The following is a 13,364-nucleotide window of genomic DNA, read 5'->3' as shown; positions in this document are numbered from 1 at the left end:
CCAGTAAGCGCATCCCCCAAACTGATGAAGACCCCGCGCCAAAGAGTCGCGAAACTGGAGCTCATTACAAATTTTCACCGAAACCGACATTTCGCAAACACTGCGGTCGTTTCGCACGGACCTGTCGGGGAGCGATCAGTGCCATAGCGACTCCTCCCGCCTCCCTTCAAAGATGCATCACATAACCTTCGAATGAAATACAGAGAAAGCCAGAAAGACAAGAAGCTCCGACTTTGGTTTTCGACGGATATGACGAAAGCTCTTCTGAAGTCAATAGTATTTTCAAGCGGCAGACTTAGAGGATTAAACTCATTAAAAATTGTCTTCGAATACCCAATCACAGCAATTGCCGGAAAAAACGGCGCCGGAAAATCCACAATACTTGCGCTTGCTTGCTGCGCCTACCACGGCCGAGCCAGCTATTACAAGCTACCAAAAAGAAAACTTCCATACTACACATTTTCGGATTTTTTTATCCAACATTCTGAGGAGATTCCCCCTCAGGGGCTGGTCATAAACTATACCATTGCATATAACAATTGGAAAAAATCTACAGCCTTTCCCGAAGGAATTGGAATCGGCATTCAATCGCGAAAGAAAAACGCAGGAGGAAAATGGAACGACTATGACTTAAGAGTCAATAGGACAGTAGTTTTTCTCGGCATCGAAAGGATTGTACCGCACGCCGAGCGAAGTCAGTCGAAATCGTACGCCAGGTCTTTTAAAGATATAAAACCAAAAGGCTGGGAAGGTAAAGTGAAGGATATAGTTGGATATATTCTTGGAAAAAACTACGACGATTTCAGATTTCTAGAACACTCCAAGTACAGCCTTCCTGTAGTCAAAGTTGGGGGCATAGTCTATTCCGGATTCAACATGGGAGCTGGAGAGAATGCGCTTTTTGAAATCTTCTCTGCGATCTATTCTGCAGGAGACGGCGCTCTCCTTGTCCTCGATGAAATCGAGCTTGGCTTACATGCCGAGGCACAAAGAAAGCTGGTTGACAAACTAAAAGAGGTATGCCTAGAAACCCACACGCAAATAATTTGCACCACTCACTCAAAAGAGATTTTTGACCAGCTCCCACCAGAAGCAAGGTTTTACGTCGAATCAGTAGCAGGAAAAACCAAAGTAACTCAAGGCATATCTCCCGAATTTGCATTTACCAAACTAAGTGCAATCCACGGAAACGAGCTTGAAATTTTCCTTGAAGATGACGTCGCCAAATCCATATTGATGCAAACACTTCCCTCAGCAGTAAGAGCCAGAACCAAATTTACTGTCGTAGGATCCGCCAATGCACTTGCGCGTCAATTGGCGGCATGCTATGTTCGCAAAGATAGAAGATCTGTTTTGGCCGTTTTTGATGGAGATCAGCGCGCCAAAGAGGCTGACATCAAGAGTCACGCCACAAAAATGACTGAGAATCCTCGCCCTGATTTCGATCAATGGATAAGTGACAGAATATGCTATCTACCGGGAGACACCTGGCCAGAAGCTTGGCTCCTACAAAAAGCCTCCGAGGCTATCGCACCCCTCTCAGCCGTTCTATCTGCTGATGCAGGGGAATTAGTTGATATCCTTGAATATGGCCTCCAAGCAGGCAAACACAATGAATTTCATGAGATGGCAAAGCATCTAGGCCTTGAACAGGATCAGTGCTTAGCTCATTTTTCGACAGTCATATGTACCCATTTTCAAGATGACTTAACACACATACTTGCGTCTGTAAATTTAGCTCTAGATCGATAAACGTAAGCGCCGCTTAGGTCACCATACATACTCATTTTTTCTATGTGAGAGCGGGATCAGAACTAGCTGTTGGTCTGACGTACAAAGGGTAGACTTATCACCGACGCGCAAGACCGGACAAACACTTTCTCCCATGAACCACCATTGATCAGTCTCTCGTCGCCAACGCGTCATCCGTATCGATAAGGCCCTCTTTGCGACCTGCAGCGCGCAATACAGCAGCCGTTTCGGCCGCTTGGCGAAAAGCGAGAAATGACATAAAGAAGATTATCGAACTGAACCCCAGAACGAAAAAGTACGCAATATTCGAAAAAACAAAACCAGAGGTGTTTGCGAATGCCGGCAAGAGAATCGCGATCATAGACAGAAGCAGTAAGTGAATTGACTGAAGTCGATTTCGAACCTCGGAGGCAGCAGCCCAATTTCTCTCTTTTTCACTCGAAGCCAAGCGTTCAACCCGCGATGCCCAAGCACGTTGGCGGGCGCTAGATCTTCGCCTCCACCATGATGATGTGCTGGAAAAAACCCCGTCTACCGCACCTTTCAAGTATGAAGACAATAGGTTAATCGCGATCCCTGCTGCCACAACGCTGACCCACCAGACGGGTCTAGAAAGCTCGGCAAAGACCTCACTCATTTGAAGCTCCAGAATATATCCGTTGATTAAAACTGGGGGAATTCGCGATTATCTTGTGATCGAACACCTCTGGCGCGCGGTACACAAAATCAAATCATCCCCCCATTGATCGAAATCACCTGCCCCGAAATGTAGGCCGCTTCATCAGAAGCCAGGAAAGCCACCAGATTCGCCACCTCTTCCGGCTGCCCCGCCCGTTGCATGGGCACGACCTTCTTGATGGCCTCAGCGTTGAAGGCACCTTCGATCATGCCGGTGGCGATGATGCCGGGGGCCACGGCGTTGACGGTGACGCCGCGGCTGGCGAGTTCCAGGGCCAGGGACTTGGAGGCGGCGTGCAGCGCGCCCTTGGCGGCCGAATAGTTCACCTGCCCCCGGTTGCCGGTGACGGCGGCCACTGAGGTGATGCTGATGATGCGGCCCCAGCGGGTGCGCATCATGGGCATGGTGAGGGGTTGGGTGACGTTGAAGAAGCCGTTGAGTGACACGTCGACCACGCGGTCCCACTGGCCGCCGTTCATGCCGGGGAAGACTGCGTCTTCGTGGATGCCGGCGTTGTTCACCAGGATCTGAATGGGGCCGCTGGCCAGAATGGCATCGAGCGCGGCCTGGGTGGCTTCGCGGTTGGTGATGTCGAAGGCCACGGCTTCGGCGCTGCCGCCTGCGGCCACTATTTCATTGACCACGGCCTGGGCGCGGCCCAGGCCGCTGTTGGCGTGCACGACGACGTGGCGGCCGTCAACGGCCAGGCGGCGGCAGATGGCAGCACCAATGCCGCCGCTGCCGCCGGTGACGAGGGCGCGTTTCATTTAAGGGGTTCCTTCTGCGCGAGGGCGCTGGCGTCGATCACCACGGCGGCGCGGCCTTCGAGCAGGCAGCGGCCCTGGTGGCTGACGGAGAACTGGTAGAGGATGTTGCGGTCGTCGCCAGAGAGGCGTTCGGCCCGCACATCTAGCTCACCGGGCAGGTCGTCGAGCCGGGTCACGTGCAGGCTCACGCCGCGCACGCTGGTGAGGTAGCCCTGGCGCGGGGGGCCTTCCACGCCGGCCAGCAGCGCGCCGTGCACCGCCATGGCCTGTGCGGCGTATTCGATGCCGTGGGCGGCGCCCAGTTGGTCGTTTGAGCGCAGGGGGTTGGTGGGGTCGGTGTGGCTCACGGCGCGGCATTCAATGGCGGCTTCCGACCAGGACTGCACGGTGTCCAACAAACACATGCTGCCATGGTGCGGGATGCGCGCGGCGATGCCGGCGTGGTCAATCACTTGGCCGGGAACAACAGCGCTCACAGGCTCACCTCCACCTGCAGTTGCATGGGGGCCAGGTAGTCCAGAACCACGGTTTCTGTTGACCCTTTAGCCAGGGCGCGCAGCAGGGGCAACGCACGCAGCGCCGGGATCTGTTGCCGCAGGGTTTCCAGGGTGGGTTCACCCATGGTCTGCGTAGCGGTGGTGGTGGGCGACACCTGGATGCATGCCAGCGAGTGCGGGCCGCGTTCAGGGCTGAGCAGCAGGGCCACGCCGCCGCAGTCGGGCGTGTCGCGCTTGGCGCGCAGCGGTTCGGGGTATTCACTGTCGTAGGCGATGAGCAGGGTGGGTTGGCGGTCCAGCACCACCTGGCCCAGCGCGTCGATCAGGCCGGCGCCGAAGCTGGCGTCGAAGGCGCACAGCACCTGGCACGGTGCCATGGCGCGGGTGGCAATGCCCCAGTAGCCGGCGGCGGCGTTGTGCACGGAATTGTGAAACCGGGTGGGCGAGATCTGGCGGTCGTTGGTGGCGAGCTGTTCACAAATGGCGTGGCAGTTGTGGCCGTCGGCGCCCGACGCAGAAAACACGGTGGCCAGGGTGGACACATTGGCCTGGGCATGGGCCACGGCTTCCAGCCCCACGCCCAGCGTGAGCTTGATGACGCGGCTGGCGCGCCGGCGCTCGGCCGACGGCAGGCTGGTGGGCACGGGCAGCACGGTGGGTGCGGCCACCAGCGCCTGTTCACCGCGCAGCACTGCGCTGGCGGTGGCCCAGTCGGGCAGGCCGGGGGCGATGAGGCCGATGCCGTCGATCCAGGCGGTGAGGGTTTGGGAAGCTGCTTGGTTCATGGCGCGATACCGAACACCAGGGCGCAGTTGCTGCCGCCGAAGCCGAAAGAATTGGTGAGCGCGTGGCGCACGGTGGCGTTGCGGCCTTGAGTCACGTACTGCAGGGGAATGGACGGGTCCAACGAAGCGGTGCCGGGACTGCCGGGCAAAAAGCCGTCGGTCAGGGCCAGGGCGCACACCACGGCTTCCACCGCGCCGGCGGCGCCCAGTGTGTGGCCGGTGGCGCCTTTGGTGGACGAACACGGCACGCGGTCGCCGAACAAACGGGCCACGGCTTGGCCTTCGGCCGTGTCGTTGGCCGGGGTGGCGGTGCCGTGCAGGTTGATGTAGTCGATGTCGCTGGCTTGCAGGCCGGCGGCGCGCAGGGCGGCGCTCATGGCCAGTTCAGCCCCCAGGCCTTCCGGGTGCGGGGATGACATGTGGTACGCGTCGCTGGACTCACCGGCGCCCAGCAGCAGCACGGTGCCGGGTGCGGGGGCGTCGGCGCGTTCCAGCAGAGCGAAGGCGGCGGCTTCGCCGATGGAGATGCCGTCACGCGCGGCGTCGTACGGGTGGCAAGGCTGGACCGATGTGAGCCCCAGCGAGGCAAAGCCGTAGAGCGTGGTGAGGCACAGCGTGTCCACACCGCCCACCACGGCTGCGTCGATGGTGCCCAGCGCGAGCTGGCGCTGCGCGGCGGCGAACACCTTGGCGCTGGACGAGCACGCGGTGGAGATGGCCATGGCCATGCCTTCGAGGCCAAAGTAGTCGCGCGTGAATTCGGCGACCGAGAAGGCGTTGTGGGTGGTGCGGTAGTTGAAGTCGTCCGGCAGGGCGCCGGTGTCAGCGTCGCGCTTTCGGTAGGCGAGTTCGGTCTGCAGGATGCCGGAGGTGCTGGTGCCCAGGAACACGCCCACGCGGGCCTTGCCGTAGCGGGCAGCGGCCTCGCGCACCTTGTCTGCGAAGCCGTCGGCCTCCAGCCCCATGAGGGCGAGGCGGTTGTTGCGGCAGTCGTACTCGGCCACATGACTGGGCAACACCTGCTCGTCCACGCCGGCCACTTCGCCGATCCAGGTGTCGAGCTTCACCGACTCAAAGGCGCAGGGTGCCAGGGCGCTGCGGTCTTCACGCAGGGCCGCGCGGGTGGCGGCCAGGCCTTGCCCCAGGCAGGTGGTGGCCGTGTAGGCGGTGAGTTGCACCGGGGTCATGGGGTCTCCGTTTTTATGGGTGTCGCGTCAGGACGGTACCCGGCACACCAGCATCACATTGGCAAAGGGTTTTTCGCCGCTCATGTTCTGCGACGTGACCTCGAAGCCTACTCGTTGCAGCAGTGTGCGCCAGTCGGCCAGTGGGCGGGCGTACAACTTGGGCAGGCGGTGGCCACGGGCGAAGGTGACCACATGGTCGACCCAGTTGCTGATGTGGTACGGCAGGCCGGCGCTCACGTCGCCAATGCGGGTGAGGAACAGCCCGCCGGGCGGCAGCGCGGCGTGGATGCGGCGCAGCACGTCTTCCTGGCCGGCGTGGTCAAAGTAATGCAGCGCGTCGAGGATGGTGACCAGGTCGACCTTGCCGAAGTCGGTGCGGCACATATCGCCCTGCTCCACCCGCACCACCGGGTGGTCCACACCGAAGGCGCGGGCGGCGCGCTCCACGTCTTTCTGCATCAACTCCACGCCACGCAACTGATCAGGCATGGGCGGTGTGGGCCAGCCGGTGGGCCAGTGGCCTTTTTCAAACAGCGCACGGGCAGACAGCAGCCAGGAAAACAGGCTGCCCTGGCCGCAACCCAGGTCGAGAAAACGACCGCGCTCGGGCAGCAGGCCCTGGCGCAGCAGTTCGCGAAAGATGGGGTCGCCGCCGAGCTTGCCGCGTGCGTAGTGGTAGGCAAAGCGGCCACCGCCCAGGAAGGGTCGGGTGGCGTCATCGAGCAGGCGTTTCAGGAAGGTGTTTTCAGACACGGAGTCGCTCATGGGCAGGCTTGTGGCAGGGTGGTGGTGGTGAGGTTGTGTGCTTTCAGTGTGCCCAGCAGGCGCGGCAGCGCGGCCAGGATCACGGGTTGGCCATCGGCGTCGCGCGCGCCATGGCCGTCGTGCAGCAGCAGAATGTCGCCCGGCCCCAGGCCGTGCACCAGCCGCGCATGCACCAGGGCGGGGTCGCCGGTGCGGGTATCAAAAGCGCGGCGCGTCCAGGCCGAGAGGCGCAGGTCCAGCTGGCTGAGCACCGGATCAAGAATGGGGTTGCGCAGCCCGGCGGTGGCGCGGAAGAAACGCGGTGCCTGGCCGGTGATGTCGGACAGCGTGGCCTGAGCGGCGGCGATGTCGGCCATCAAGCGGCCGTAGCCGTAAAGCGAAAAGGCCCACGAATGCGCGTCGCCATGGTTCTCCACGCTGTGGCCACGGCGCACGATCTCGCGGCACAGCGCGGGGTTCTCGCGCGCGCGCCAGCCGATACAGAAGAAGCTGGCCTTGGCGCCGGCTGCGTCCAGCAGGTCGAGCACGCGCGGTGTGGTGTCCGGGTCGGGACCGTCGTCGATGGTGATGGCCACTTCGCGCCGCGCGGCGGCTGCTTCCGGCAAGCGGGTTAGGTTGGGGCCGAGCAAGGTGGTGCGCGGCAACAGCCCGGCGGTGGTGAGGGCCGCGTGGTTGAGCACCAGCGCGCCCAGCGCCCAGGGCCATGCGGCCGGCACCGCAAGCGTGCCCAGCGCGGCCGCGCCGTGCAGCGCAAAGCTGGCTTTCATGAAGGGGGATGGGTTCCAGCGGGTGGTCATGGTCAGTGGCTCCGGGTGGCGAAATGCCCGGTGTCCAGAAAGCGCGACCACAAAGCGCGCCAGGCCGGCCAGTCGTGATCGCCTTCCACTTCGTGCCTTGAGGCTGGCAGGAAGCGCTCGGCAATCTGCGCCATGCCTTCGGCGAAACGGTCTTGTCGGCCATGGCCCACGAACACTGGGCGATCGGGTGGTGGCGCCTTCAGCCAGTGCCACACGCGCGCATCAGGGTCGCGCAGCGCCTCTGCGGTAGGGGCCCAGTTGTCGATGCCGCCAGCGCTCGCAATGGCGTTGGTGACCAGCCGGCTGCCGGGGTAAGGCGCAATCAGGCACAGGCCATCGACCAGGTCCGGATGGCCGGCGGTGATCTCCAGCGTCATCAAGCCACCCAGCGAAATGCCACCCAGCCAGACGCGCTCGTGCGACTGGCGGGCAGGCGCCAGCAACTGCTGGCGCACCGCCTCAGCGGCACGACCGTCGGACACCGTGGCCATGTCGACCGCCACGGCACACAGGTCCAGGGCCAGGTCGCGCCGTTCCACCTCGGCAAAGAACCCCGCCTCCACAAAGTCTTCGGGCCGCATGTAGGCGCCCGGCAGCAACACCAGCAGGTCGGCAGCGCCGCGTTCGGCGCGAAGACAGCGCAGGGGTTGCGTCATCGCTTGAACATCGCCGCGAGCAACAGGACCAGCACGGCCCCCGGCCCCACCGTCACGCCCATGGCGTGCAGCACCGGCACGGTGGAGAAGCCCAGCACGCCGAAGCCCAGCGTGGTGGTCAGGTTGGCCACGCCCATGGCCGCCACGGTCGAGGGTTCCAGATCGGCCTGCCCTTCAGCGCGGTCAAAAAACAGGCCGTAGTTGGAGCCCACGGCCACCACCAGCAGCAGGCCCACCAGGTGCAGCAGGTGCAGGGTTTCGCCCGCCAGCTGCAGGCCGGCGATCACGAACACGATGGCCAGCACCAGCGGCAGCAGCACGGCAGCCAGGCGACGCGGCGAACGCAACGTGGCGCCCAGCAGCAGCACGATCACGCACACACCCGCCAGCGAGAGTGTGATGGCGCCGCGCAGGTAGTCGTCGTAAAGCGTGTCCAACTCGGTCTTCAGGTCGATGAAATGGGCATCGGTGCCGGCCAGCGCGGTCTGCACAGCCGCGCCGTCGATGTCGGCGAATTCGCCACCGTTCGATGCCACCGGCGGGTGCAGCGGCAACAGCACGCTCCAGCCACCGGCGCGCTGCACCAGCAGGGAATCCACCAGCAAGCCCAGGCCGCTGCTACCCAGCGCGGCCCGCTCCAGCAGCGGCTGGGTGCGGGCGGCGGCCACGTCGGCAATGAACGGTTCCAGGTTTGATGCGGCCAGCGGGGAGTCGGCCTGCGCTTCGATCAGCCGGGTTCGCAGCACGTCAGGCTCGGGCAGCGCCGCCTGGCGTGCGCGCTGGGTTTGTTTGCTGGGCAGAAAACGCGCCGGGTTGTCGTAGCTGCCGATCACGCCATCGCCCACCAGCTGGTCCAGCTTCGGTGCGGCTTGCTCGGCCATCTGCAGCGCGGTGTCGGCATCGGCGGCACTCAGCACCACCATGTAGCGCGCATCGGGGGCGCCCATGTCGGCACGCAGAGCGGCGTCCACCTTCAGGTCTTCCACGCTGGCGGGGCTGAGCACGGCGATGTCGGGCGTCCACAACCGGTCACGCTCGGTCACCAGGTAACCGGCAGCGACCACAGCCAGCGCCACCACGGCCCAGCGTGCGCGGCGCAGGCCCTCGAAGAAGCGCGACAGCAGCAGCCCGAGCCCATTCAGATCACGCCCGCGCAGGTGCTGCGGCGCCAGTTCCGGCAGCACGAAGCGGGTGACCAGCGCGGCCGTGACCACGCCCGTGAGCGCGTACAGCCCCAGTTGTGCAAGGCCAGGAAAACCTGAGAACAGCAGCGCCCCGAAACCCGCCACCGAGGTGAGAACACCCAGGCGAACCGTGGGCCAGAAACGCTGGCGCCAGGCGGCCGCGCCCATGGGGCCCGACTGCACGAAGTAATAAATGGCGTAGTCCACCGCTTCACCGATCAGCGCCATGCCAAAGCCGATGGTGATGCCATACACCGTGCCAAAGGCCAGGCTCACGGCCACGATGCCCGCCAGCGCGCCCGAGGCCACCGGCAGCAAGCCCAGACCCAGCAGCAGCGGCGAACGGTAGACCAGCAGCAGCACCAGCACAATGCAGCTGATGCCAATGAGCGACAGGCGTGTCACCTCTTCCTTGATGGTGGCGCGGGCATTCACGGCAAACAGGCCGGGGCCTGACATCTGCAGTTGCGCGTCGCTCACGCCGATGGCCTGGCGGGCTTCGTCAAAGGCGCGCCGCACACCGTCAATGGCCTGGGCCTGGCCGTCGGTATCAGACCCTTCTGCAGCGGTCTGCAACAGCAGCAGCGCACGCAGACCGTCACGCGAGGCCCACACGCCCTCCACGCTGTCAGGCTCGGCGCCGGCGTCCAGCCTTTGGATCTGCGCCCACAGTTCGCCGGTGGGGTCGCGCGGCAACAGGGGCTTGATCATCAGCCCGGCGGGCGATGTGAGCAGGTCGATGCTGTCGGCGATGGCACTCTTCAGGCCGTCCACCGTGAAGCGCTGCGGCGTGACCTCAGGGCTGAGCAGGTAGCGGTGCTGCATCAGGTGTTCGCGCTCGGCGTCCTGGCTGCCGGCCTCACCGTTCTGTACAGAAAGGAACTGGCCCGAGGCCTGCAGCCGCTGACGCAGGTCCACCGACAGATCGGCCCGGGCGGTCTCGTCACCCCCCTCGATGCCCACCATGAGCAGGCGCGAGACCGCGCCTTCCTTGAGCTGATCGACCATGACCTGCTGCCCCGGCGTGGGCTCGCTGGGCAGGAAGAAGGACATGTCGGCGTTGTAGCGGCTGTTCGCAGCCACCACCACACCGGCCACCACCGCCAGCAGCCACAGCAGCAGCACGGTGCCGGCGCGCCGGGTCATGGATTCACGGGTTCGATCGCCAGCACCGAACGGTCTCCATCGGCCTGGAGGTACTCGATGGTGCGGATCTGGTTGTTGGCACCGCTGACCGTGATGCGCTGGATCAGGGCGGCGATCTCGGCGTCCTTGGGGTACAGGGTGAGCACCCAGCGCGCGGCTTCGCCCTGCAGCTGCATCAGGTAGTTGCGCTCCATGGACACCCGGTTGCCTGCCAGCAGGCCGCGCACGCTGTCAACAAAGGCCAGCACCTCGGGGCGGCTGCCCAGGCGAATCGTCATGCGGCGCTGGTCGCGTTCCAGGGTGATGCGGTCGCGGTCCAGCAACATGTATTCGGGCTTGGGCGTAAGCGTGCGCTTCTCCAGCCGGTCAGGCGGGGTGAAGCGCATTTCACCGGTGCTCACCACTGGTTTGTCCAGCAAGGCCAAGTGGCGGGTTTCGGTGAATTTCGCCAGCCCGCCCGGGTGACGCGCAAGGCTGTCCATCAGCTGCGCCACGTCGAAGCCGGCGGCCACGGCAGGGCCCGCCAGAAGGAGTCCGAAAAGCGGGAGCAGCAGGAGACGCAACCAATTGATCATTTGTCCTGCCAGAAGTCGAAGAAATTGAACCAGTTGTAGGGCGCCTGCCGGCAGAAATGGCTGAGGCGGTCGGCGTAGGCCTGCTGGGCCGCACGGATGGCGTTGTCGCGCTCGGCGCGCTCGACCTGGGTGAAGTCGGCCAGCCGTTCAAAGTGTATTTGATACCGGTTGCCGCCCATGTAAAGACCGGTCATGAAAAACACCGGCCGCTTGAGCATGGCCGCCACGCGAAATGGCCCCACGGGAAACGGCGCTGGCGCACCCAGAAAGTCGATGGGGGTGGTGACGTCGTCGCCCAGGCGCCGATCCGCCAGCATGCCCACGAGGTAGCCTTGGTCAAGCTTGTCGCGCGCGGCGATCATGGAGCCCGGCTGGCCCAGGCCGATGATGTCCTTGGTGGCCGCCGGGTTGATGGCTTCGAGCGTGGCGTTGATCTTGCGCGCGTTTTCCTCGTACATCATCATCGCCACCTTCAGGCCCTCGCGGCCACGCCCGATGGCCCGCAGCACCTCGAAGCTGCCCATGTGGGCGCCAATGAGCAGCGCGCCATGGCCTTCGGCCAGCGTTTGCCTCAGCTGCTCTGCGCCATGCTCCTCGATGTCGAACAGATCGAAGCGGTCGTTGAGCAGGTAGATGCGGTCGTGCACCGTGCTGGCAAAACTGAACACATGCAGAAAGCCGTCGCGCCAGTTGGCCCAGCGGCCCAGCGCGCGGCGCAGATAGTCCCGGCTGGCCCGGCGCGCCTGGGGCGCAAAGATCACGTAGTAGAACGCGATGCCGTAGAGCACGGCGCGGCTGGCGCGGCGCCCGAACGACAACGAGAGCCAGACCATGAACCGCAGGATGGCTAGGTTGCTGCGCTCCTGGCGACGCACCCAGTCGGGAGTAGCGCTCTTCATGCGGCGTTCGGCGAGAGCACGCCTGAGGCCACCTCGCGCTCGGTCCCATGCTCGCCCTCACGCACTGAAAATGCGACGGCGCCCGAGGGTTTGCGGCGCAAGGCGTAGTTCAGCACCTGGCCAGGGCCCACCGGGCGGAAGAACTTCGCACTGTCGATGCGCCAATTGGCACCGGGTCGCTGCAGCCAGGGCGCGGCCAGCTGGATGGCATGGTCCAGCAGTACCACGCCGGGCACGATGGGCTGGCCAGGGAAGTGGCCGGCAAAGGCCGGGTGGTCGACCGGCACGGTCCAGGTCGAGTCAAGTGCGTCCATGAGCCACTTTCTCGGCGTACAGCGCCTTCAAGCCTTCGCGGGTCAGCTTGCCGGTGTCGTTGCGCGGCAGCGCGTCCACAAACACCAGCGGGCGCGGCAAAAACACCGCGTCCATGCGCTGGCGCAGCTCGGCCAGCAGTCTGGCCCGGTCCAGGCCCGGCGCCACCACAAAGGCGGTCAGGCGGGTGATGTGATCGGTCTCGGCGCCGTCCGGCAAGAAGAAGGCGGCATCGATCACGCCAGGCACCGCGCCAATCTGGTGGTTCAGGTAAGCCAGCGAGGTGCGCTTGCCGGCGATGTTGACCAGGTCGGCGTGGCGGCCGTGCAGCAGGAAACGCTGCCCGGGCAGGCACTCGATGATGTCCGACAGCGGCACACGGCCTTCCACATGACCATCGATGGCCGCCGTCTCTTCGCCCACCTGTTCCAGCCGCACGCCGTCGAGCAGGGTCCACTCGGCGCCGTCGGTGGTGCGCCGGCTGGCCAACTGGCCGCTTTCGGTGGAGCCGTAGATTTCGTGCAAGGGTGCGCCAAATCGCGCTTCGGCCTGCGCAGCCAGGTGGCCGGACAGCGGTGCCGTGGCCGACAGCAGCAACGCGGTTTCGGGCAGGTTCAGATCGGCCGCCAGCAAGGCCGACAGGTGGAACGGCGTGGTGACCAGCAGGCGCGGCGCGGGCACGGCCGCCAGCGCGGCCACGATGTCCTGCGGGTAGAACGGCCGGCCTGACCAGAACGCGCTGCCGCCGTGCAGGGCCTGCAGGAAGGTGGACTCGAACCCGTAGCTGTGCTGCACCGGCACCGTACCCACAATGGTGTGGGGCCGCTCGGTCAGGCCGAGCCGGATGGCCTCGACCCGGCCGTTCTGCACCAGCCTGCCCCAGGTCTTGCGGTGGGGTTGCGGCAGGCCGGTGGAGCCGGAGGTGAACAGCACGGCCACGACGCGATCGGCGGGAAACTGCGGTATGCCATCCACCTGCCCGGGATCTGCCTCCGGCAGTTCGGGAAAGCGGATCTGCGGCATGTCCAGGCTGTCGAAGACGGTGTCGGTCAGGCACACCACGTCCGGGTGATCGCCCATCACGCGCCTGAGCGTCTCTTCCGACTGCGACGAGGGCTGCAGACTGACTTTGCCGGTCAACAACCCGGCGGTGAAGCCCACGGCAAAACGGTAGCGGTCCTGGCACACGTTGAGCAGATGGCCGCCCGGAGGCAGATGGGCGAGCAGCGCGCGGGCATCGGCGATCAGGTCGCGCACCCGGCGTGGGCCATCCGTGGTCCAGGCGATGGTTTGGTCCAGCCCCACACCGGTGACCAGGGGCAATGCGTTGACAGAATCTGTGCTCATGGGGGCTAAGGCCTGT

Annotated in this window: 12 protein-coding genes and 1 pseudogene; 1 reads left to right on the top strand and 12 read right to left on the bottom strand. The window is 64.1% G+C overall.

The features are described 5' to 3' along the window. Window positions 1–192 precede the first annotated feature (192 nt). Window positions 193–1,752 carry an ATP-dependent nuclease gene (locus J2W49_RS22080; RefSeq protein WP_310321219.1) on the top strand — a complete coding sequence of 520 codons (1,560 nt, stop codon included), beginning with the start codon at window positions 193–195 and terminating at the stop codon, window positions 1,750–1,752. A 148-nt stretch (window positions 1,753–1,900) separates the two neighbouring features. Here J2W49_RS22080 and J2W49_RS22075 read toward each other — a convergent pair whose 3' ends face one another. The 12 genes and pseudogenes from J2W49_RS22075 to J2W49_RS22020 form a co-directional block, all read right to left on the bottom strand. Further along, window positions 1,901–2,389 carry a hypothetical protein gene (locus tag J2W49_RS22075; RefSeq protein ID WP_310321217.1) on the bottom strand — a complete coding sequence of 163 codons (489 nt, stop codon included), beginning with the start codon at window positions 2,387–2,389 and terminating at the stop codon, window positions 1,901–1,903. 89 nt (window positions 2,390–2,478) lie between these two features. Then, on the bottom strand, window positions 2,479–3,198 hold the full coding sequence (gene fabG, locus J2W49_RS22070) for a 3-oxoacyl-ACP reductase FabG (protein WP_310321215.1): 720 nt from the start codon (window positions 3,196–3,198) through the stop codon (window positions 2,479–2,481). After that, window positions 3,195–3,674 (bottom strand): hotdog family protein, encoded by a 480-nt coding sequence (locus J2W49_RS22065; RefSeq protein ID WP_473092266.1) that lies wholly within the window; start codon window positions 3,672–3,674, stop codon window positions 3,195–3,197. Before J2W49_RS22065 ends, fabG begins: the two co-directional genes overlap by 4 nt. After that, window positions 3,671–4,480 carry a beta-ketoacyl synthase chain length factor gene (locus J2W49_RS22060; protein WP_310321213.1) on the bottom strand — a complete coding sequence of 270 codons (810 nt, stop codon included), beginning with the start codon at window positions 4,478–4,480 and terminating at the stop codon, window positions 3,671–3,673. The genes J2W49_RS22065 and J2W49_RS22060 overlap by 4 nt, the downstream gene beginning before the upstream one ends. Beyond that, window positions 4,477–5,667, bottom strand: coding sequence for a beta-ketoacyl-[acyl-carrier-protein] synthase family protein (locus J2W49_RS22055; RefSeq protein WP_310321210.1), 1,191 nt, complete (start codon window positions 5,665–5,667; stop codon window positions 4,477–4,479). Before J2W49_RS22055 ends, J2W49_RS22060 begins: the two co-directional genes overlap by 4 nt. A 27-nt stretch (window positions 5,668–5,694) precedes the next feature. Further along, on the bottom strand, window positions 5,695–6,432 hold the full coding sequence (locus tag J2W49_RS22050) for a class I SAM-dependent methyltransferase (protein WP_310321208.1): 738 nt from the start codon (window positions 6,430–6,432) through the stop codon (window positions 5,695–5,697). Next, window positions 6,429–7,229: a polysaccharide deacetylase family protein gene (locus tag J2W49_RS22045; protein WP_310321207.1), complete on the bottom strand. Its 801-nt coding sequence runs from the start codon at window positions 7,227–7,229 to the stop codon at window positions 6,429–6,431. Before J2W49_RS22045 ends, J2W49_RS22050 begins: the two co-directional genes overlap by 4 nt. A 2-nt stretch (window positions 7,230–7,231) precedes the next feature. After that, window positions 7,232–7,885, bottom strand: a complete 654-nt coding sequence (locus J2W49_RS22040) for an alpha/beta hydrolase (RefSeq protein ID WP_310321204.1) — start codon at window positions 7,883–7,885, stop codon at window positions 7,232–7,234. Further along, window positions 7,882–10,215, bottom strand: a complete 2,334-nt coding sequence (locus J2W49_RS22035; RefSeq protein WP_310321202.1) for an MMPL family transporter — start codon at window positions 10,213–10,215, stop codon at window positions 7,882–7,884. Before J2W49_RS22035 ends, J2W49_RS22040 begins: the two co-directional genes overlap by 4 nt. Next, window positions 10,212–10,790: a LolA-related protein gene (locus tag J2W49_RS22030; protein ID WP_310321199.1), complete on the bottom strand. Its 579-nt coding sequence runs from the start codon at window positions 10,788–10,790 to the stop codon at window positions 10,212–10,214. The genes J2W49_RS22035 and J2W49_RS22030 overlap by 4 nt, the downstream gene beginning before the upstream one ends. Beyond that, window positions 10,787–11,689 carry an LpxL/LpxP family acyltransferase gene (locus J2W49_RS22025; protein WP_310321196.1) on the bottom strand — a complete coding sequence of 301 codons (903 nt, stop codon included), beginning with the start codon at window positions 11,687–11,689 and terminating at the stop codon, window positions 10,787–10,789. The genes J2W49_RS22030 and J2W49_RS22025 overlap by 4 nt, the downstream gene beginning before the upstream one ends. After that, a pseudogene (locus J2W49_RS22020) lies at window positions 11,686–13,348 on the bottom strand (ApeI family dehydratase). The gene J2W49_RS22025 and the pseudogene J2W49_RS22020 overlap by 4 nt, the downstream one beginning before the upstream one ends. Window positions 13,349–13,364: the final 16 nt, after the last annotated feature.

Source organism: Hydrogenophaga palleronii, assembly GCF_031457455.1.
Lineage (GTDB): Bacteria > Pseudomonadota > Gammaproteobacteria > Burkholderiales > Burkholderiaceae_C > Hydrogenophaga > Hydrogenophaga palleronii_A.
Note: the sequence above shows the minus strand (reverse complement) of the source record. Positions and strands in the feature narration are given on the sequence as shown.

Excerpts from the sequence above, each read along its gene's own strand:
- J2W49_RS22080 (WP_310321219.1), top strand. The coding sequence starts at position 193 with ATGAAATACAGAGAAAGCCAGAAAGACAAGAAGCTCCGACTTTGGTTT.
- J2W49_RS22075 (WP_310321217.1), bottom strand. The coding sequence starts at position 2,389 with ATGAGTGAGGTCTTTGCCGAGCTTTCTAGACCCGTCTGGTGGGTCAGC.
- fabG (WP_310321215.1), bottom strand. The coding sequence starts at position 3,198 with ATGAAACGCGCCCTCGTCACCGGCGGCAGCGGCGGCATTGGTGCTGCC.
- J2W49_RS22060 (WP_310321213.1), bottom strand. The coding sequence starts at position 4,480 with ATGAACCAAGCAGCTTCCCAAACCCTCACCGCCTGGATCGACGGCATC.
- J2W49_RS22055 (WP_310321210.1), bottom strand. The coding sequence starts at position 5,667 with ATGACCCCGGTGCAACTCACCGCCTACACGGCCACCACCTGCCTGGGG.
- J2W49_RS22050 (WP_310321208.1), bottom strand. The coding sequence starts at position 6,432 with ATGAGCGACTCCGTGTCTGAAAACACCTTCCTGAAACGCCTGCTCGAT.
- J2W49_RS22045 (WP_310321207.1), bottom strand. The coding sequence starts at position 7,229 with ATGACCACCCGCTGGAACCCATCCCCCTTCATGAAAGCCAGCTTTGCG.
- J2W49_RS22040 (WP_310321204.1), bottom strand. The coding sequence starts at position 7,885 with ATGACGCAACCCCTGCGCTGTCTTCGCGCCGAACGCGGCGCTGCCGAC.
- J2W49_RS22035 (WP_310321202.1), bottom strand. The coding sequence starts at position 10,215 with ATGACCCGGCGCGCCGGCACCGTGCTGCTGCTGTGGCTGCTGGCGGTG.
- J2W49_RS22030 (WP_310321199.1), bottom strand. The coding sequence starts at position 10,790 with ATGATCAATTGGTTGCGTCTCCTGCTGCTCCCGCTTTTCGGACTCCTT.
- J2W49_RS22025 (WP_310321196.1), bottom strand. The coding sequence starts at position 11,689 with ATGAAGAGCGCTACTCCCGACTGGGTGCGTCGCCAGGAGCGCAGCAAC.